Below are 19302 nucleotides of genomic sequence, written 5' to 3'. Positions count from 1 at the left end.
AACCATAACAGCGAAATGAACATTCCGTCCATAAGTGAGGTGCCGATGTCCGAGAGCGCAGCCGTACGACGGGGACGGGGCCGCCGGCCCGCCGCCGAGGTGCGCGCCGCCGTACTGGAGGCGGCGGGGCGCATCCTGCTGCGCGACGGCATGCAGGCGGTCACGTTCGAGCGGGTCGCGGCCGAGGCCGGGTCCAGCAAGACGACCCTCTACAAGTGGTGGCCGTCGCCGGGGGCGCTGGCCGCCGAGGCGTACTTCACGCACAGCAGGGCGCTGCTCGACTTCCCCGACACCGGCGACATCCGCGCCGACCTGGTCACGCAGCTCGGCGCGTTCGTGCGGTGGCTGAAGGAGTCGGGCGCCGAGGGCCCGGTGTCGCAGCTCGTCGGGGCCGCCCAGCTCGACGCCGACCTCGCCCGCGCCTGGTCGCAGAGCTACGCCGTCCCCCGGCGCGATCTCGCCGCCGAGCGCCTGCGCATCGCCCAGCGCCAGGGCCAGCTGCGCGCGGACGCCGACCTGCACGTCATCGTCGACCAGCTCTGGGGCGCCTGTTACCACCGGCTGCTGGTGCTCAAGGTCGACTTCGACACCTCGATCGTCGAGCGCCTGGTGGACCACGCCCTCTACGGCGCGGCCCCGCGCGCGACGTGAAGGACCGCCCGCGGGGTGCGGGCGGTCCTTCCGAGGAACGGTGTCAGCGGCTGTAGCGCGCGACGGTGATCTTGTCGATGATCGGCGCGAACTGCGAGCGCAGCAGCACGCCGGGGAAGGTGTCCGAGGCGTACGTCTCGCCGTCGAAGTTCGGCAGCTCCTCGCTCGCGAAACCGATCGTGTTGACCCCCTTCTTCAGCTTCACCGGGACGGTCAGCTCCCAGAAGTTGTTCTCGTGGAAGGTGTGCGGGAACGACACCCGCTGCGGCGTGCCGCCGTTGACGCTGATGTCGGCGTGGCGGGCCAGGGGGTCGGGGTTGTAGTGGGTGGCGGGCGACTGCTCGGGGTTGGAGTAGCGGACCCGCATCGCGTACGTGCCCGCCGCGTCGGCCCGCACGGCGAAGGTGAGCGTGTTGCCGTTGCCGGGCGGCCCTCCGACGCCGGTGACGGCGGACCCGCCGTCGGCCAGGGTGAGCGGGGCGGCCTTGGCGGCGCCGGCCAGCCGGGCCGACTCGGCCTGGTACGCGGTCTCCGGCAGCGTCCCCGGCCGCACGTCGAGCCGGTCGATGACCGTCTTGCCCGAGCGGCCGGTCACCGTGACCTTGTTGACGCCGCCCGCCAGCGACACCGTGGCGGTGGCATGACCGCGCGTGGCGTTGCCCAGCACCTCGACGCCGTTCACGGCCACCTTCGCCGCGCCGGACAGCACCTTGAGGTCCAGGACGGAGGCGGCGTCGCGCGCCGAATATACCCAGAACGTCGCCGGCTTGCCCTTGCCGAGCGACGCGCCGCCCGAGCCGGACACCTTGGCGCCCTTGATGTCATAGACCGTCCGCGCATCGGTCAGCTCGGCCTCGTAGACGGCCGTCGCCGCCGCCGGGTTCGGCAGCCGCAGCACGATCCGGTCCACGATCGCGTCGCCCTTGGTGGCCCGCTTCCCGTCGAGGCTGCGCGCGGCCAGGGAGATGACGTGCCGGCCCGCCGTGAGCCGTACGGTGGTGTCAGCGTGGTCCCAGACCACCCACTTGTACCCGAGCGGCAGGAACACCTCCTGCTCCGCTCCCCCGTCCACGCGCACGAAGACGTTCGTGGGGCCCTGCTCGCGCACGAGGTCGTAGGTGTTGAGCGAGTTGGCGAACACGCTCAGGTCGTAGTCGCCGGTCTCGGGCACCTCGACGGTGAAGTCGAGCACGCCGTCGGAGCCGGTGCGCAGCCCGCCGACGTCGTAGCCGCCCGAGGTGTAGAACTTCGACACGTCCGACGGCGAGCCCTCGGGCCCGTTGCGGGTGTAGCCGGAGCCGGTGTAGCGGGCGTCCTCGGCCTCGTACGAGCCCTCCCACCGTTGCGGCGCGGGCGCGGTCAGCGTGCCGGTCCCCGCCGGGGTCAGCACGATCTCGTACGCCGACGACTCCGCCAGCCTGGGCAGGTCACCGGAGCCGAAGTCGAGCGCCACGGCCCCGCCGGAGACGGTCAGGTCGCGCTCGGCGACGACGCGCGGCTGCGGCGAGTCGCCGACCTGCCCGGTCCAGGGGATCTCCTTGATCCACGCGTGCACCTCGCGCCCGAACACCTTCTCCGGCACGTGCTCGAAGCGGATGTGCCCGGCGCTGCTCGCGCCGCCGATGATCGCGCGGGCCTGGCGCTTACCGGTGTCCAGCGTCGCGACGCCCTGCAGCGTGTAGTTCTGACCGGGGTACGGCGGCGTGACCGCGACGGTGTGCCCGCTCATCTGCCCGTAGGCGTGCAGCAGCCACCACTGGCCGTTGCCGCGGTTCGCCTGCACCGCCGAGTCACTGAGGTTGCCGTCGATGTTCCAGTACGCGATGTCGGCGTCCACCTTCGACTCCTCGATGGCGGAGATCCACTGGATCATCTGGCCGGGCACCGAGGTGTGGTAGTTGAAGGCGTACTCGTTGATGTTGATCGGCAGCTTCCTGCCCTCGTGCGCGGTGCCCGCGAAGACCTCGGCCTCCATCTCGCGGTAGCGCTTGACGCTGGAGCGCACCTGCTCGGGGTGACTGAGCTCGTGCCAGGTCATCACGTCGGGCACGGTCCCGGCCTCGACGGTGTGCTCCAGGAAGCCCTTGACCTGGGAGTAGAGCACGCTGGTGTTCGGGCCCGCGATGCGGGCCGAGGGCAGCTTGCCCTTGATGAGCCGGTAGAAGTCATCCCATGTACGGAAATAGTCGGTTGGGTCGCTCAGCCAGCTGACGCCGTTGTAGCTCCACTCACCGGTGCCGAACATGTTGCCCTCGGGCTCGTTGAACGGCACGAACACCACGTGCTCGCGGTACTCCGGGTCGAGCGTGAGCACCTGGTCGACCTGCCCCGCGATCTTCTCCCGGTACGTCGCGAGCTTCTCCTGCGGCGTGTCGCCCGGCCACTGGTAGGGGAAGCCGCGGTGGATGTCGGTCATGTAGATGTACACGTCGCCGCCGGTGCTGTCGGCCAGCGGCTTGACCACCTCCAGGGCGTCGGCGCCGGGATGCTGCGGGCCGTCCTGCGCCTTGGTGGAGACCGTGCGCAGCTTCATGCCCTCGATGAGGTTGTTCGTCGGCACGCCCGGGCCGTACAGGCCGTAGAGCGTGCCGGACGCGCCACCGTGGAAGGCGCCGGTGTCCTTGGCCAGGTCGATGACCAGCTGGCCCTCGCGGATCACGGTGACCGTCGCGGTGACGGGCCGGCCCGCGGCGGCGCCGGTGACGGTGAACGTGCCGGCCTCGGCGTAGTCGTCGGGGTCCACGGGCTGCCAGGTGATGGGGACGTCGCGATCGTAGCCGTCGGAGTAGGCGGCGCGGACGGCGGGCGGCAGGGCGGGCGCCTTGCCGATGACCGTGCGCACGTCGAAGGTGTCCGTGCTCGGCTCGCCCGGCTCGGGCGGCGGTCCGGCCAGCCCGGCGACCTGCTCGGCGGTGAGCGCGGCGCCGTAGATCCGGAAGTCGTCGATGGCGCCGTCGAACAGCGGGTCGGGGTAGAACGAGCGGCCGATGAAGCCGGCCGAGGTGGTGGCGGCGTCCACCAACTGGCTCGCCGTGATCGTGGTGGGGGCGGAGGCGACGGCGGCGCCGTCGAGGTAGGTGGTGAGGCGCCCGGCCGCCGTGTCGAGGGTGACGGTCAGCGTCTTCCAGGCGTTCGCCGGGAGCGGCGCGTAGCCGGTGACCTGCGCCTCCGCGCCGCCGCCCCCGGTGGTGACCGCGGTGCGCAGCCGGCCGTCCCCGTTGTACGGGGTGCTGAACAGGTAGCGGGAGTTGTCCTTGCCGAGGGCGTAGATCCACTGCCAGGGGGCGGTGGTGCCGTCCCACTTGACGCGGGCGGACACGGTCAGGTCGGTCCTGCCCTTGATCGCGTCCAGGGGCAGCTTGACGTAGGCGCCGTCCGAGGTGGGGGCGCCGCCGGGCAGGCTGAGCGCGTGCCCGCCTGAGGCGCCGTCCACCAGCGCGGCGGTGCCGGCGTTGACCAGCTCGCCGTCCAGGCCGTTGCCCGAGGAGTCGGTGACGGTGCCGAGGGTGACGTCGTCGGCGTCGAACTCGTAGGCGAGCACGGGCTCCGGGACGGCGGCCGCGGTCGAGGGGGTGGCGGTTAACGGGAGGGCGAGGGCGGCCGGGAGCAGCGCGGCGAGCACCGCCCTCCGGCGAGTGGCGGTCAGGCGCGGGAATGGCATGCGTACGTCCCTGGGGATGTGAGCGCTAACAGAGCCGAGGGAGCTTCAACGCAACGCGACCGCAGGGTTGCCGGTACGTTACGCAGCCCCGCCCGCCGCCGTCAATGGGCCCGGCCCCGCGTTTCCGACATGTCACAATTCGGTATCGTCGCCCTCGCCCCTCCTTGACGTCCGCCGTGCGGCGGAGCAACAGTCGAGCCACATCGTTCGAACCGGTTCGCCGCCTCCGGTGCTCACCGGCGGCCACCGTCACGGTGCCTTTCGCCCTGGAGCTCCAAGGAAGGCGACATCGGCGCGACGATACGAGGGAGCTCTGTAACGCGACCGTCGAACCGGTTCGATGAATTCGGGAGGTGAGAGTGGCGACGATCGGAGACGTGGCCCGGGAGGCCGGGGTGAGCCGCAGCACGGCGTCGTACGCGCTGTCGGGCAAGCGGCCCATCTCGGAGGAGGTGCGCCGGCGCGTGCTGGCCGCCGCCGAGGCGCTGGCGTACACGCCGAACGCGGGCGCCCGCGCCCTCGCCACCGCCCAGACCAAGGTCCTCGGTCTGCTCGCCCAGTTCCACGAGGACGAGTTCGCGCCCGCGATGATGCAGTACATCCTGGGCGTCACCAACACCGCCCGCGACCTGGGCTACGACACGCTGCTGGTCACCGAGGCCGACGGCGTGCGGGCACTGCGGCGGGTCACCGACTCGCGCATGGTCGACGGCGTCGTGCTGATGAACATCGCCGAGGACGACGCCCGCCTGCCCATCCTGCGCGCCGCCCCGCAGCCGGGCGCGCTGGTCGGGCTGCCGGGCGACTGCTCGGGGCTCGACGTGTTCGACCTCGACTTCGAGGAGGCCGGCCGGGTCATGGTGGACCACCTGCACCGGCTCGGCCACCGCGAGCTGATCCTCATCTCGCAGCCCGAGCACGTGGTGGAGCGGGGCGGCGCGTACGTCTGGCGCCTGCGCGACGCGGCACTGGAACGCGCCCGCACACTCGGCCTCACCCTGCACGCCGTCTACGGCGAGTCCCGGCAACCGGCCGTGGGCCGCCTGCTGCACGGCCTGCTCGACGCCTACCCGGCGGCGACAGGACTGCTGATCAACAACGAGGCGGCCGCGGCGGCGCTGCCCTCGGTCACCTACGAGCGGGGGCTGCGGGTGCCCGGCGACCTGTCGGTCATCGGGCGCTACTCCGCCGACTTCGCCGCGACGTTCTCCCTGCCCTACTCCTTCATCGAGAGCGCGCCCGACCGGCTCGGCTCCATGGCGGTGCGCCAGCTCGTGCGCCGCGTGGAGTCGGCTTCGGCCAGGAAGGAGCCGTTCGTGGTGCGCTTCATCTCGCCCGAGCTGGCCGACCGGGGCAGCACCGCTCCCCCGCGCCCGCACGCTTCCTAGCCATCCGTCCCTTCACCCCCCATCAGTCCGGCACGCTCCCCATGTGAGACATGTGAGCGTTAACATTGGAGGAATCGATGAACCGTCCGTCGGTGTCCGCGAGGGCGGCGGTCTTCGGAACCGCGGTCCTGGCGCTGTCCGCACTCGCCGCCTGCGCGTCCGCCCCTCAGGGCGGGTCCGGCACGGATTCGGCGAGCAGTTCCGGCGGTGGCACGTACACGTGGTGGGATCCGTACCCGCAGCACGACAAGTCCTCCGCCTGGGCCGGACGAGTGAACGCCTGCGGCAAGGAGGCCGGCGTCACCATCGAGCGCACCGCCTACGACACGACCGCGCTGACCAACCAGGCCCTGCTGGCCGGGCAGGAGGGCAACGCGCCGGACGTGATCCTGCTCGACAACCCGGCCGTCTCGACGCTCGCGGACGCCGGGATGCTGGCCACGATGGCCGACTTCGGCCTCGACACCTCCCGCTTCGACAAGAACCTCATCGCGGCGGGCGAGCTGGACGGGCAGACGTACGGCATCCCCATCGGCGCCAACACCCTCGCGCTCTACTACAACAAGAAGATCCTCGACGCGGCGGGCGTGGATCCGGACTCCATCAAGGACTGGGCCTCGCTCGACGCCGCGCTGAAGAAGGTCAAGGAGGCGGGCAAGAAGCCGATCACGTTCGCCGGCATCGGCACCGAGGAGGGCTCCTTCCAGTTCCTGCCCTGGTTCTGGGGCGCCGGCGCGCAGCTCACCGCGCTCGACTCGCCGCAGGCCGTGGAGGCCCTGGAGCTGTGGACGTCGTGGGTCAAGAGCGGCATCGCCCCCAACTCGGTCATCAGCAACTCCCAGAACACCACCTGGGAGGAGTTCCTGACCGGCGAGTTCGCCTTCGCCGAGAACGGCACCTGGCAGATCGACAGCGCCAAGAAGGCGGAGTTCCCGACCGGGATCGTGCAGATCCCCGGCAAGGACGGCGGGGTCGCGCCCACGCCGACGGGCGGCGAGTTCATCACCGTCCCGGTGCAGAAGGACACCAAGCGCTACGACGTCACCAAGAAGATCCTCGAGTGCATGACCACGCCCGAGGGCCTGGTGGAGACCGGCACGACGTTCGCGTACTACATCCCCTCCACCGCCGACGGGCAGCAGCGCATCCTGGAGTCGGAGCCGAGCCTGAAGCCGTGGGTGGACGCGGTGCGCTCGGCGAAGGGACGTACCAGCGACAACCTCGGCACCGACTACCCGAAGATCTCCGAGGCGTTGTGGACCGGCGTGCAGAAGGCGCTGAGCGGCTCGGCCGATCCGGCCGACGCGCTCAAGCAGGCGCAGGCGCAGGCCAAGCAGGCGACCGGCGGCTGAGTGGCTCATGACCTCGCTGCACACCCGAGCGGGCGCGGTGCGGGAAGCGGCGCACGCCGCTCCCCGCCGGCGGCGAACCGGGCGGTGGACCGCCGCCGCCTTCCTCGCCCCGCTCATCATCTACATGATCGTCTTCTACGCCTATCCGCTCTACCGCAACATCGACCTGAGCCTGCACGACTACACGCCGCGGGCGTTCATCCAGGGGAACCCGGAGTTCACCGGCCTGGCGAACTACCGCGCCATCCTCTCCGACGACACCTTCCTGCGGGCGCTGCGCAACACCGCCGTGTTCACGCTGGCGTCCATCGCCGCGCAGTACCTCATCGGGCTGGCGCTCGCGGTCTTCTTCCACCGCAACTTCCGCCTGTCCGGCGTGCTGCGCGCGCTGTTCCTGGTGCCGTGGCTGCTGCCGCTGATCGTCTCGGCGTCCACCTGGTCGTGGCTGCTCAACAGCGACAACGGCATCGTGAACGCGGCGCTGCAGGCGTTCGGCATCGGCCAGATCAACTGGCTGACCTCGCCGGACACCGCGCTGCTCGCGGTCACCGTCGCCAACATCTGGCTGGGCGTGCCGTTCAACCTGGTCATCCTGTACGCCGGGCTGCAGAACATCCCCGGCGACCTGTACGAGGCCGCCGGCCTTGACGGTGCGGGGCCCTGGCAGCGCTTCACCCGCATCACGTTCCCGCTGCTGCGGCCGGTGACGCTGATCACGCTGCTGCTCGGGCTGATCTACACGCTCAAGGTCGTCGACATCATCTGGATCATGACCCGCGGCGGCCCGGCCGACGCCTCGACGACGCTGGCCATCTGGTCGTACCGGGAGGCGTTCGGCACCGGACAGCCCGACTTCTCGCCCGCGGCGGCGGTCGGCAACCTGCTCATCCTCATCGCCTTCGTCGCGGGCCTCGTGCACGTGCGCCTGCAGAGGGAGGAAACGGCATGAAGACCCGCAGAAGCGGCTGGAAGACGGCGCTCGGCGTGGTGCTGGCGGGCGTGATGCTCTTCCCCGTCTACTGGATGGTCAACGTCTCGCTCACCAGGACGCGGGACCTGCGGGCCGACCCGCCGCACTGGTTCCCGTGGAACCCCACCTTCGAGGGGTACGCCGCCGCGCTCGGCCAGCAGCTGCCCGCGCTGGCGACCAGCCTGTTCATCGGCCTCGGCACGGTCGTGCTGACGCTGGTGGTGTCGCTGCCGGCCGGGTTCGCCCTGGCCAGGCTGCGCCCGCGCGGCACCCGGCTGCTCGACTTCCTGCTGCTGGCCGCGCAGATGATCCCCGCGGTCGTGATGGCCATGGGCTTCTACGCGATCTACCTGCGGCTCGGGCTGCTCAACACCGTCTGGGGGCTGATCGTGGCGGACTCGACGCTGGCCGTGCCGTTCGGGGTGCTGCTGTTCCGCGCGTTCATGGCGGGCATCCCGCAGGAGGTGCTGTCGGCGGCGCAGATCGACGGGGCGAGCACGTGGCGGTCGTTCCGCTCGATCGTGCTGCCGCTCAGCCGCAACTCGGTGATCACCGTGTCGCTGTTCGCGTTCCTGTGGGCGTGGTCGGACTTCATCTTCGCCTCCACGCTCAACCGCAGCAGCGACGTCATCCCGATCACGCTCGGCATCTTCCGCTACATCGGCAACAACACCACGCAATGGAACTCGATCATGGCCACCGCCGTGATCGCGTCGCTGCCCGCGGCGTTCCTCCTCGTCCTCGCGCAGCGTTACATCGCCGCCGGGGTCACCGCGGGCGCCGTCAAGGACTGAAAGAAAGGTAACGCCGTATGACCAGCCCCGTGCTGCCCTCGCACGGCCGGGTACGCCCGCTCGGGCTCACGCAGGTCTCGCTCACCGGCGGGTTCTGGGGCGGCCGCCAGACCGTGAACGCCACGGCGACGCTCGCCCACTGCGAGTCGTGGATGGAGCGCCTCGGCTGGCTCGCCAACTTCGACCGGGTCGCCGACGGCACCACCGGCCCCGACCGGCCCGGCTGGTCGTTCTCCGACTCGGAGGTCTACAAGCTGCTGGAGGCGCTGTCCTGGGAGAGCGCCAGGTCCGGCGACCCCGAGGCGGAGTCGGCGATCAAGCGGCTGACCGCCCGCGTCGCCCGCGCCCAGGACCCGGACGGCTACCTCAACACCTGCTTCGGCCATCCCGGCAGGCCGCCCCGCTACAGCGACCTGGAGATGGGCCACGAGCTCTACAACACCGGCCACCTGCTGCAGGCCGCGGTGGCCAGGCTGCGCACCGCGGGCGACGACGACCTGGTCAGCGTCGCCCGGCGAGCCGCCGACCACGTGTGCCGCACGTTCGGCCCCGGCGGGATCGACGGCGTCTGCGGGCACCCGGAGATCGAGGCCGGGCTGGCCGAGTTCGGCCGCGCGCTCGGCGAGCCGCGCTACGTCGAGCAGGCCCGCCTGTTCATCGAGCGGCGCGGCCACGGCAGGCTGAAGGACATCCCGCTCGGGCGCGTCTACTTCCAGGACGACATTCCCGTACGCGAGGCGGACGTGTGGCGCGGCCACGCGGTGCGGGCCCTCTATCTGGCCGCCGCGTCGGTGGACGTCGCCGTCGAGACCGGCGACTCCGAGCTGCTCGACGCCGTGCGGCGGCAGTGGGAGCGCTCGGTGGCGCGGCGCACGTACGTCACCGGCGGCATGGGCTCGCGCCACCAGGACGAGGGCTTCGGCGAGGACTGGGAGCTGCCGCCGGACCGCGCCTACTGCGAGACCTGCGCCGGCGTCGCCTCGATCATGGTGTCGTGGCGGCTCTACCTCGCCACCGGCGACGTCCGCTACACCGACCTCATCGAGCGCACGCTCTACAACGTCGTCGCCACCTCGCCCAGCGCCGACGGGCGGGCCTTCTTCTACGCCAACCCGCTGCACCAGCGCGCCGCCGGACGGCCCGCCGACCCTGACGAGGTCAGCCCCAGGGCCGAGGCGGGCGTGCGGGCCGCCTGGTTCGACGTGTCCTGCTGCCCGACGAACGTCGCCCGCACCCTGGCCGGCCTGCACGCCTACCTCGCCACCGTCGACGACGACGGGCTGCAGCTGCTCCAGTACGCCTCCAGCGAGATCCGCGCCGAGCTGCCCGGCGGCCGTCCGGTGGCCCTCGACGTCGAGACCGCCTACCCCGACGACGGCACCGTCCGCGTCCGCGTCGTCGCCGGCCCCGACGAGCCGTGGACGCTGTCCCTGCGCGTGCCCGGCTGGGCGGACGGGGCCACCCTCACCGAGGGCGGGCGGACCACGACGGTCGCGCCAGGGCTGACCCGGGTGCGGCGGGCCTTCGCGGCCGGGGACGAGATCGTCCTCCAGCTGCCGGTGACGCCCCGCTTCACCTGGCCCGACCCGCGCATCGACGCCGTACGCGGCTGCGTCGCCGTGGAGCGTGGGCCCGAGGTGCTCTGCGTGGAGTCGGCCGACCTGCCCTCGCCCGGCGTCCTCGACGCCCTGACCATCGACGCCGGCTCCGCGCCGCGCGCCGTCCCCGGCGGCGCCGTGGTCCGCGGCCGGGCCCGTGGCGTGCCCGACCAAGCCTGGTCCTACCGGGACCGGCCGGTCAGCGGCGACGGCGGCGACTGGTTCGACGTGCCGCTGCGGCCGTACCACGCCTGGGCGCGGCGCGGACCGTCCAGCATGCGGATCTTCCTCCCCATCGCCTGACCAAGCACCCCCCGATTCAGGAAGGAGCCTGACCCCCCATGGCCCGTACGCTCACCGCACTCGCGTTAGCCCTGGTCACCACGGCCGCCACCGTGGTGACCGGCGCCGCCCCGGCCGCGGCGGCCGGCGCGACGCTCACCGTCGACGTCGCGCGCCCGTTCCGCCCGGTCACCCACGCCGCCTCAGGCGGCCTCTACGGCCTGGCGGAGAACAACCGCCCCGCCGACTCGACCCTGCTCCCCATCAAGGTCAACTCACTCACCCAGCCCGCGCCCGGCGTCGGCCAGCGGCCCAACGGCCAGCCGCCCGGCGGCGACTCCCTGCTCATCGCGCCGCAGGCCGACCGCGTCGGCGCCGGCCAGTACATCCGCATGCCCGACATCTACCCCGACTTCCCCTACCGGTGGGTGAGCTGGGACGACTGGCTGGCCAAGGTGAACACCATGGTCAGGGCGCGGCTCGCGGCCACCACCGTCACGAACGTGCTCGGCTGGGAGCTGTGGAACGAGCCCGACTACACCTGGAACACCAGCGCCGCCGGGTCGTTCAACGACGGGTGGGTGCGGACGCACCGGGCGGTTCGGGCGCTCGACACGCTCACCCCGATCGTCGGCCCCAGCACCGCCACCTACAACCGCTCGTGGATGCAGGCGTTCCTGACCCGCGCTCGCGACACCGGCACGCTACCCGACATCATCTGCTGGCACGAGCTGCAGAACCCGGACCGCATCGCCGCCGACATCGCCGACTACCGCAACCTGGAGGCGTCGCTGGGCATCAGCCCGCGCCGCCTGTCGATCAACGAGTACGCCGCCCCCGCCGAGGTGGACGTGCCCGGCCGCATCGCCAGTTACGTCGCCAAGCTGGAGCGCGGCGGCGCCGAGTCGGCGCACCGGGCCTTCTGGTACGAGTACGGCACCATGAACGGCCTGGTCACCGGCAACTCCCAGCCGACCGGCACGTGGTGGCTGTACAAGTGGTACGGCGACATGGCCGGAAACATGGTGACGACCACCACCTCCTCGTCCGGGCTCGACGGGTTCGCCGCCTACGACCCCACGCGCAGGATCGTCAACGTGGTGTTCGGCAACGAGTCCGGCACCAACACCGTCAACCTGACCGGGCTCGGCGCGCTGGGCTCCAGCGTGCGGGTCACGCTGCTGTCCACGCCGTCCAGCGGCCGGTTCACCGCCGTCGGCACGCCGACCACGGTCTCCACCACGACCAGGACGGTCAGCAACGGGCAGCTCAGCGTGTCCGTGCCGAACATGGTCGCGACCAGCGCGTACCAGCTGCTCGTCGAGCCCGCCTCCGGCGTGCCCGCATTCCAGCAGCGGTACGAGGCCGAGAACGCCTCCGTCTTCCGCGCCCAGCGGCTGACCTCCTCCAGCGCGTCGGCCGGCGGGTACGTGGGACGCATCGACAACTCCGGTACGCCGCGTACCGACAGCTACGTGGACTTCGTGGTGAACGTGCCGAGCGCTCGGGCGTACACGCTGACCATCGGCTACGCCAACGGCACCGGGGCCACCGCCACGCAGGGGCTCGCATACAACGGCGGGGCGTGGAGCACGGTCAGCTACCCGCCGACGGCGGCGTGGGGCCAGTTCGGCGCGACCGTCAGCACGACGGTGGCGTTGCGGGCCGGCTACAACGTCATCCGCCTCGCCAAGGGCTCCCCGCACTTCGCCGGCGGCACGGGTTACGCCGAGCTCGACTACATCCAGCTGACCTGACCCCGGCCGGACGCGCCGCCGCACGGGGTCACGTGATCCCGTGCGGCGGCGCATCCGCGCAGGTCATCCCGCATAGCCGGGCTTGTGGTGGAAATGGGTCCCTCATGGGCACACCCGTGAACCGGCCCGGCGGGGAGCCGGCGGAAAGGCCGCCCGCGCAATCGCACACCGATGGGGGCGACGCGCTCTCCGCTGTGCGGCCCTTTCTCGAGCCGATGTTGCTGCGGACTCCCATGGCGATCGCCGTCTGGGACCGGGACCTGCGGTGCGTCTGGCGTAACGACGCGGCCAGGGCGTTGCAGCACGTGTTCCCCTACTACCAGGTCGGCCGCGCCCTGTCGGACCTGGAGCCGGGCCTGGACACGCGCGGCGCCAGGCAGGCGATGCTGCAGGTGCTCGCCGACGGCGTCCCGCGGATCGACCGTGAGGCGCACTGGACGTCGCCGGGCCGGAGCGAGGAGCACAAGCTGTCCACCTCGTTCTTCCGCCTGGAGGACGCGGACGGCCGCCCGGTCGGCCTGTGCTCGATGGTGCTGGACATCGGCCACAGCCACACCCGCGACCGCCTGACCCTCCTGCACGAGGCCAGCATCCGCATCGGCAGCACGCTGGACGTCCGCCGCACCGCCCAGGAGCTGGCCGACCTGGCGGTGCCCGCCCTGGCCGACTACGTCACCGTGGACCTGGCGGAGGCGGTGCTGCCGGGAGCGGAGCCACTGCAGCGGCTGGAGGCGACGGAGGACAGCGTGCCCGCCTTCTACCGGGCGGGTGTGGCCTCCATCCACGACGGCGTGCCGGAGTCGCTGTGGGAGCGGGGCGAGGCGGTGTTCGTGCCGCCGTCGTCGCCGTTCACCATGGTGCTGGACTCGGGGCGCTCGCACTTCGAGCCGTTCCTGGACACCGCACCGGGCACCTGGCTCGACCGGGACCCCGACCGTGCCGAGATCATCCACGCCGTCGGCATGCACTCGCTGATCATCGTGCCGCTCAAGGCGCGCGGTGACATCCTGGGCGTCGCGGTGTTCGTCCGTACCGACAACAAGGTGCCGTTCGCCAAGAGCGACCTCGCGCTCGCCGAGGGCCTGGGCGCGCGGACGGCGCTCAGCCTGGACAACGCCCGCCAGTACACCTTGGAGCGCACGGCCGCCCTGGCCCTGCAGCGCAACATGCTGCCGCCGCGCCTGACCGGCACCGGCGAGGTGGAGCTGGCCTCCCGCTACATGCCGTCCGACCTGCACGACGTGGGAGGCGACTGGTACGACGCGATCCCGCTGCCCGACGGCCGGATAGCGCTGGTCGTGGGCGACGTGACCGGCCACGGCATCCACGCCGCGGCCACCATGGGACGGCTGCGGATGGCGGTGCGCACCCTCGCGTACGTCGACCAGCCGCCCTGCGCGCTCCTCAACCACCTCGACGACATGCTGGTCAGGCTGGCCGACGAGAGCGCCGACGCGTGCGGCGCCCGCCTGGGCACGGCCGGCGCGACCTGCCTGTACGCCGTCTACGACCCCGCCACAGGGCGTTGCAGGCTCGCCTCGGCAGGTCATCCGCCGCCCGCCGTCGTGCACCCGGACGGCACCGTCTCCTTCCCCCGTCCGCCCACCGGCACCCCGATCGGCCTCGGGTTCGGCATGTTCGACTCGCTGGAGGTGGACCTGCCGCCGGGCAGCAGGATCGTCCTCTACACCGACGGCCTGATCGAGACCAGGGAGGCCGACATCGAGGCGGGCATCGACCGGCTCGGCGTCGCGCTCGCCGCCGCCGCGCGGCTGCCGCTGGAGGACTTCTGCGACGCGGTGGTGCGGACGATGGTGGGCGGCGGCGCCGAGGACGACGTCGCCCTGCTCGCCGCCCAGATCCGCCGCTGACGGTCCGTCATGGAACGCGGCGGGCCAGGTGGAGGATGAGGTCGCCGGTCATCTCCACGGTCGCGGGCAGCACCTCCAGGATGCGGGTCAGCACCTGCTCGCGCTGCTCGTCCGGCAGCATCAGATAGGCCGAGACGGTCGACAGGTGGCCGGCGTAGTCGCGGGCGCTGAGCTCGACGCGCCGCTCGATCACGTGCTGCTCCACGTCGCCGAACCACTCCGACCGCTCCAGCTCGCTGCCCGGCCATTGCATGGCGGCCTCGGGAGGCGTCCCGTCGGGCGCCGGGATGGTGTCGTCGGCCAGGTACGGCTCCCGCGCCGCCGCCACGGCCGCCGCCACCGCGGGGTCGGCGAGCAGCAGCGGCCCGCCGCACGAGGCGAACACGCCGCCCGGCTCCAGCAGCGCGGCCATGCGCGCCCACCGCTCGCCCGGGTCGGTCCAGTGCAGCGCCGCCGCCGCGAACACCAGCGGGTACGTCACGCCGGGGCGCAGCTCCTCGAACGCGGCCCGCACCGGCGTGACGTTCGCCGGGACGTGTTTGCGCAGCTCGGCGAGCATGGCGGGGTCGGGCTCCGTCGCGGTGACGGCGACGCCGTGCCGGGCGAGGACGCGGGTGGCCTTGCCGGTGCCCGCGCCGATCTCCAGCGCGGTCGTGACCGGCCGGCGGGCGTACTCCAGGACCAGGCGGGCCAGCTCGTCGGGATAGCCGGGACGGTACCGTTCGTAGGCTTCCGCGATCGTGCCGAAGCTCAGGGCGCGTTGCGACATGCCGAGCATCCTGGCATGCCTGCGGGGCAGGCCGCGGACCCGAGTCCGGCGCGCCATAGCATGGCGGCGTGCGATCAGCGCAGCCGATTCGCGGACCGCGGTGGGACATCGCGGTCCCCGCGCGGCCGGGCCGCCTGCCCGGGGTCACGATGGCGGGGTTCAGCGACCAGGCCAACGAGTACCACGAGCTCGCGCTGGTGCCCCACCCCGCGGTGACGGTGCTCATCGAGCTGGGCGAGCCGTCGTTCGTCATCGAGGACGACCACGGCGCCCGGCAGAGCGAGCGCGTCGTGGCCGGGCTCGCGCCCAAGGGCATCAGGGGGCGGGGGCTGACCAGGAAGACGGCCTGCCTCCAGGTGCGGCTGTCGCCGCTGCTCGCCCACGAGCTGCTGGGCGCGTCGTCGGAGCTGGGCGGCACGGTGCTCTCGCTCGACGACCTGTGGGGGCGCGCGGCCGTGCATCTCCAGGAGCGCCTCACCGCCGCCGCCACCTGGGAGGAGCGCTTCACGATCGCTGAGGACGCGCTGATCAGGCGGCGGGACGACGTCCGCAGGACGGTGGATGCCGAGGTGGCCCACTGCTGGCGGCAGATGGTGGCGCGGCGGGGCCGGGTCCGCGTGGAAGGGCTCGTCACCGAGGTCGGCTGGAGCCGTAAGCGCCTGTGGTCGCGCTTCCGCGCGCAGGCGGGCCTCACGCCCAAGCGGGTCGCCCAGCTGATCCGCTTCGACCACGCCGCCCACCGGCTGGCCGCCGGCCACGCCCCCGCCGCGGTGGCCGCCGACAGCGGCTACGCCGACCAGTCGCACCTGCACCGGGACGTGGTGGCCTTCGCCGGCATGACCCCGGCGGCGGTGGCGGCGGCGCCGTTCCTGGCGGTGGACGACGTCGCCTGGCCTGACCTGCACGGTTGAGACTTTTTCTGCTCCTGTCTAGGAGATTCTCCGCCAAGTTCACACCGAAAGTTCAACGATACCGTTGAAGGCATGAACTTCAAGGACATAGCGCGTCCCCTCGACGGCGCCGCCCTGTCGGCCTTCCTCGGCTCGCTGCCCGCCCGCCCCCGGCTGCTGGGTCTCGGCGAGGCCACCCACCGCGTCAAGGAGCTGCGCGACCTGCGCAACGAGCTCTTCCCCCACCTGGTCGAGCACGACGGCTACCGCGCGGTCGTGCTCGAGATCGACTGCCTCAAGGCCCGGATCGTGGACGACTACGTCACCACCGGCAAGGGCAGCCTCGACGAGGTCATGGAGCACGGCTTCAGCCACGACTTCGGCAGCCTGCCGGGCAACAGGGAGCTGGTGCGGTGGATGCGGGCGTACAACGAGGAGCATGACGAGAAGCTGCGCTTCTTCGGCTTCGACGGGCCGCTCGAATACTGGGCGCACAGCCCGCGCGAGGCGCTCACCGGCCTCTACGACCTCCTGCGCGAGCCGTACCCCTGCACCCGCGAGACCCTCGACGCGTTGCTCGGCGCCGACGAGCGCTGGTCGGACGAGGAGTCGGCGATGAACCCCGCCCGCTCGATCGGCCGCTCCCCCGAGGCCGTCCGGCTGCGGGTGATCGCCGACGACCTGGTCGCCCTGCTGGCGACGCAGCAGCCGCAGCTGAGCGACGAGGACAGGGAGCAGGCCGAGCTGTACGCGCGCACCGCCACCGGCCTGTTGCGCTACCACTATTGGCTGGCCGACGACTCCCCCGTCCGCTGGACCCGGCTGTCGGCCCTGCGCGCGGTGATGATGGCGGACAACCTGTGCGCCATCGCCGAGCGCCACGGTCCCGCCCTGGTCTTCTCCCACAACCTGCACCTGCAGCGCAACGAGTCCACCATGCCGTTCGGCGACGACGTGCTGCGCTGGTCGAGCGCGGGCGCGATCACCCGGACCAGGCTCGGCCCCGGCTACGCCTTCCTCGCTTCGGCCCTCGGCACCGTCGCCGGCGAACCGCCTTCCCCTGACACCGTGGAGGGCCGCATGGCGGGCCTTCCCTGGGACCGCTCCCTCCTCGACGCCGGCCGCCTGGCCACCGTCCCCGGCATGAGCACCCGCGTCTCGCCCGACTTCGCGTACTTCCCCCTCGACCCCGCCCACCTCGCCGCAGCCGACGCCGTCGTCTTCATCAAGGAGACCACCGAAGAGATGTGACCTTCGACCACGGCGCCTGGGCGGGTGGGCCAGGTGCGGTCGAGGGCTTCCACCCAGGACGGCTGGACGGGGTCGTGACGTTCCAGCACGGCGGCGACCTGCCGGAGCTCCTGCTCCCATCCCTCCGGCACGGCAGCACGCTGCTCGATCCCGCGACGCTCGGCCGGCCGCTGCCGGCGGGGCTCCGGGTGGAGACGTTCCTGGGCAGTCCGCCGTACACCGTGTTCGACGCCTGGTTTCACTGGACGGACTGAGCCTTACGGAGCGCGGCCAGTGTGAGCAGGGGGATGACCAGGAGCAGCACTCCCGCCAGGTACTGGTCGGTGATGAGGTCGGGGGCGTCGTGGGGCCTGGCCAGGGCGAACCAGCGGGCCGCTACGGGGGACGCCAGCAGCAGGTACGCCCCCACCCCCGCGTACGTCAGGCCGGCCACCGCCGCCAGGCGGCCCCGCCACCCGGGCGGGAGGGCCGGCCGGTCCGGGCCCACCAGCGCCCAGGCCGTCACCAGGCCCACGGTGAGGAACAGCAGCTCGGTGCCCAGGTGCTCGGCGTAACCGGTCATCGACCAGGCCAGCCAGCCCGTTCCGTACAGCAGCAGTGCCATGGCGGGCCAGGCGACGGCCAGGCCCACGGCGGCGCGCGGGCTGAGCCGCTTCCTGAGGGCGTCGTTGCGCGCCGCCAGCGTGACCGGCGCCCCGGCGGCCAGCAGCAGCGGCACGACCAGCGCGAGCACCACGTGCTGCAGCACCTGTGCCGACAGCATCGCCCGCGCGTACCCGCTCACCCCGCCGAGCAGCACCAGCCCGGCCAGCGCGAGCCCGGCGTACCACGCGATCGTGCGGGTCCGCGGCCAGCCCCGGACCCGGCGCAGGCCGGCCAGGTACGCGACGGCGGGCACCGCGAGCAGCAGCACGACCAGCGGGTCCAGCCGTACCTCGGTGATCAGCGCGGCCGGGGAGAAGGGGGCGAGTGCGTACTCCAGCGCCGGATGGGCGTGCGCGCCGGCCTCGCCGCCCGCCGGAGGCGGGGTGCGGGCCAGGCCGACCGCCAGCCCCATCGCCACCGCCATCACGACCAGCTCGCCCGCCGCCAGCCGGACGAACGTCCTGCGCACGCTCCGGTCGGCGACGCCCGCGACCGTGCGCCGCCGATGCGTCCACCCGAACCACCCCAGCACGGCCAGCGTGGCGATCTTCGCCAGGAGCAGCATCCCGTACGGGCTCTGCCACAGGTCGGACGGCGTGCCCAGCCGTACCCAGCCGCTGACCGCGCCGGAGAAGGCGACGGCGGCGAAGCAGCACAGCGCGATCGCGCTGAAGCGCCGCAGCACCACCGGCAGGTCGCCGGAGCGGCGGAAGTGCAGCAGCACCGCGCCCAGCCCGCCGACCCACACCGCCATCGCCGCCAGGTGCACCATCAGCCCGGACACCGCGAGGTCGTGGTCGCCGGCGGAGGCGGCGTGGCCGACGTACGCGGGAGGCAGCAGCCCCGCCGACGCGATCACCAGCGGCACCCGGCGCGGCAGGCGCGGCGCCATCGTCGCGGTCGCCACCACGAACGTGACGGCCACGACCAGCAGCAACGCCCGCGTCTGCGGCAGCCCCGCGCCGAACCCGAGCATGTCCGGCTGGGCCAGCAGCTCGCCGACCGGCATCGGAATGAAGCTGGACAAGGTGAGCAGATAGCTCACCAAAGAGGAGAACGCCCACGCGAGCGCCCACCACCCGGCCGCCCGCAGACACGACTCCCGCTCGGGCGCCGCGGCCGGCGCCAGCACGGACGCCGCCAGCAACGTCCCCACACAAGCCGCCGCACACACTTCGTACACCAGCCGGACCAGCGGCAGCCCCCACTCGGTGACCGGCCCGGCGGAGGGCAGCCCGGCGATCTGCGGCACCCCGGCACCGCCCCCGAACCGCAACGCCCCCACCAGGACCAGCGCCCCCACACCGGCCAGGGCAACGACGTAAGCCTTCGCGTACCACCGGGTGCTCAGCCGCGCCCCCGCCCGAGCATCGAACCGCGCATCAACCGTCATCAGGCACCACTCCCAGCCGCGTACACACGG

At 72.3% G+C, this 19302-nt stretch carries 14 protein-coding genes; 11 read left to right on the top strand and 3 right to left on the bottom strand.

Annotation, left to right across the window (positions count from 1 at the left end):
* Window positions 1-45: 45 nt before the first annotated feature.
* Window positions 46-651 (top strand): TetR/AcrR family transcriptional regulator, encoded by a 606-nt coding sequence (locus ACFFR3_RS47120; RefSeq protein WP_345405691.1) that lies wholly within the window; start codon window positions 46-48, stop codon window positions 649-651.
* A gap of 43 nt (window positions 652-694) precedes the next feature.
* On the opposite strand, the gene ACFFR3_RS47115 is transcribed toward ACFFR3_RS47120, so the two are convergent.
* Window positions 695-4312, bottom strand: a complete 3618-nt coding sequence (locus ACFFR3_RS47115) for a LamG-like jellyroll fold domain-containing protein (protein WP_379485294.1) — start codon at window positions 4310-4312, stop codon at window positions 695-697.
* A 359-nt stretch (window positions 4313-4671) separates the two neighbouring features.
* Here ACFFR3_RS47115 and ACFFR3_RS47110 point away from each other — a divergent pair, with 359 nt between their 5' ends.
* The 7 genes from ACFFR3_RS47110 (at window position 4672) to ACFFR3_RS47080 (ending at window position 14324) form a co-directional block, all read left to right on the top strand.
* On the top strand, window positions 4672-5700 hold the full coding sequence (locus ACFFR3_RS47110; protein WP_364372392.1) for a LacI family DNA-binding transcriptional regulator: 1029 nt from the start codon (window positions 4672-4674) through the stop codon (window positions 5698-5700).
* A 77-nt stretch (window positions 5701-5777) separates the two neighbouring features.
* Window positions 5778-7052: a sugar ABC transporter substrate-binding protein gene (locus ACFFR3_RS47105; RefSeq protein WP_379485293.1), complete on the top strand. Its 1275-nt coding sequence runs from the start codon at window positions 5778-5780 to the stop codon at window positions 7050-7052.
* A 7-nt stretch (window positions 7053-7059) separates the two neighbouring features.
* Complete coding sequence (locus tag ACFFR3_RS47100) at window positions 7060-8001, top strand: carbohydrate ABC transporter permease (protein ID WP_345405677.1); 942 nt, start codon at window positions 7060-7062, stop codon at window positions 7999-8001.
* Window positions 7998-8816, top strand: coding sequence for a carbohydrate ABC transporter permease (locus tag ACFFR3_RS47095; protein WP_355431580.1), 819 nt, complete (start codon window positions 7998-8000; stop codon window positions 8814-8816). The genes ACFFR3_RS47100 and ACFFR3_RS47095 overlap by 4 nt, the downstream gene beginning before the upstream one ends.
* 17 nt (window positions 8817-8833) lie before the next feature.
* Complete coding sequence (locus ACFFR3_RS47090; RefSeq protein WP_345405668.1) at window positions 8834-10717, top strand: glycoside hydrolase family 127 protein; 1884 nt, start codon at window positions 8834-8836, stop codon at window positions 10715-10717.
* A 38-nt stretch (window positions 10718-10755) separates the two neighbouring features.
* On the top strand, window positions 10756-12453 hold the full coding sequence (locus tag ACFFR3_RS47085; protein WP_364372384.1) for a CBM35 domain-containing protein: 1698 nt from the start codon (window positions 10756-10758) through the stop codon (window positions 12451-12453).
* A 215-nt stretch (window positions 12454-12668) separates the two neighbouring features.
* The gene (locus tag ACFFR3_RS47080; RefSeq protein ID WP_379485292.1) at window positions 12669-14324 is read left to right on the top strand and encodes a SpoIIE family protein phosphatase; all 1656 of its coding nucleotides are present in this window, start codon (window positions 12669-12671) and stop codon (window positions 14322-14324) included.
* A 7-nt stretch (window positions 14325-14331) separates the two neighbouring features.
* Here the strand turns inward: ACFFR3_RS47080 and ACFFR3_RS47075 are convergent, their stop codons facing one another.
* Window positions 14332-15093: a class I SAM-dependent methyltransferase gene (locus tag ACFFR3_RS47075; protein ID WP_345405656.1), complete on the bottom strand. Its 762-nt coding sequence runs from the start codon at window positions 15091-15093 to the stop codon at window positions 14332-14334.
* A gap of 68 nt (window positions 15094-15161) precedes the next feature.
* Here ACFFR3_RS47075 and ACFFR3_RS47070 point away from each other — a divergent pair, with 68 nt between their 5' ends.
* The 3 genes from ACFFR3_RS47070 (at window position 15162) to ACFFR3_RS47060 (ending at window position 17488) form a co-directional block, all read left to right on the top strand.
* On the top strand, window positions 15162-16004 hold the full coding sequence (locus tag ACFFR3_RS47070; RefSeq protein WP_379485291.1) for an AraC family transcriptional regulator: 843 nt from the start codon (window positions 15162-15164) through the stop codon (window positions 16002-16004).
* A gap of 72 nt (window positions 16005-16076) precedes the next feature.
* Window positions 16077-17234 carry an erythromycin esterase family protein gene (locus ACFFR3_RS47065; RefSeq protein WP_379485290.1) on the top strand — a complete coding sequence of 386 codons (1158 nt, stop codon included), beginning with the start codon at window positions 16077-16079 and terminating at the stop codon, window positions 17232-17234.
* Entirely contained in the window at window positions 17231-17488 is a 258-nt protein-coding gene (locus tag ACFFR3_RS47060) for a hypothetical protein (protein WP_345405648.1), read from the top strand. Before ACFFR3_RS47065 ends, ACFFR3_RS47060 begins: the two co-directional genes overlap by 4 nt.
* Here the strand turns inward: ACFFR3_RS47060 and ACFFR3_RS47055 are convergent.
* Window positions 17473-19272, bottom strand: a complete 1800-nt coding sequence (locus ACFFR3_RS47055) for a bifunctional copper resistance protein CopD/cytochrome c oxidase assembly protein (protein ID WP_379485289.1) — start codon at window positions 19270-19272, stop codon at window positions 17473-17475. The two genes, ACFFR3_RS47060 and ACFFR3_RS47055, sit on opposite strands and share 16 nt — an antisense overlap.
* Between the last annotated feature and the right edge of the window lie 30 nt (window positions 19273-19302).

Origin of the sequence: Nonomuraea salmonea, assembly GCF_042428605.1 — a bacterium.
In the GTDB taxonomy this organism is placed as follows: domain Bacteria; phylum Actinomycetota; class Actinomycetes; order Streptosporangiales; family Streptosporangiaceae; genus Nonomuraea; species Nonomuraea salmonea.
The sequence above is the reverse complement of the archived record's forward strand: the minus strand, read 5'-3'. Positions and strand labels throughout refer to the sequence as shown.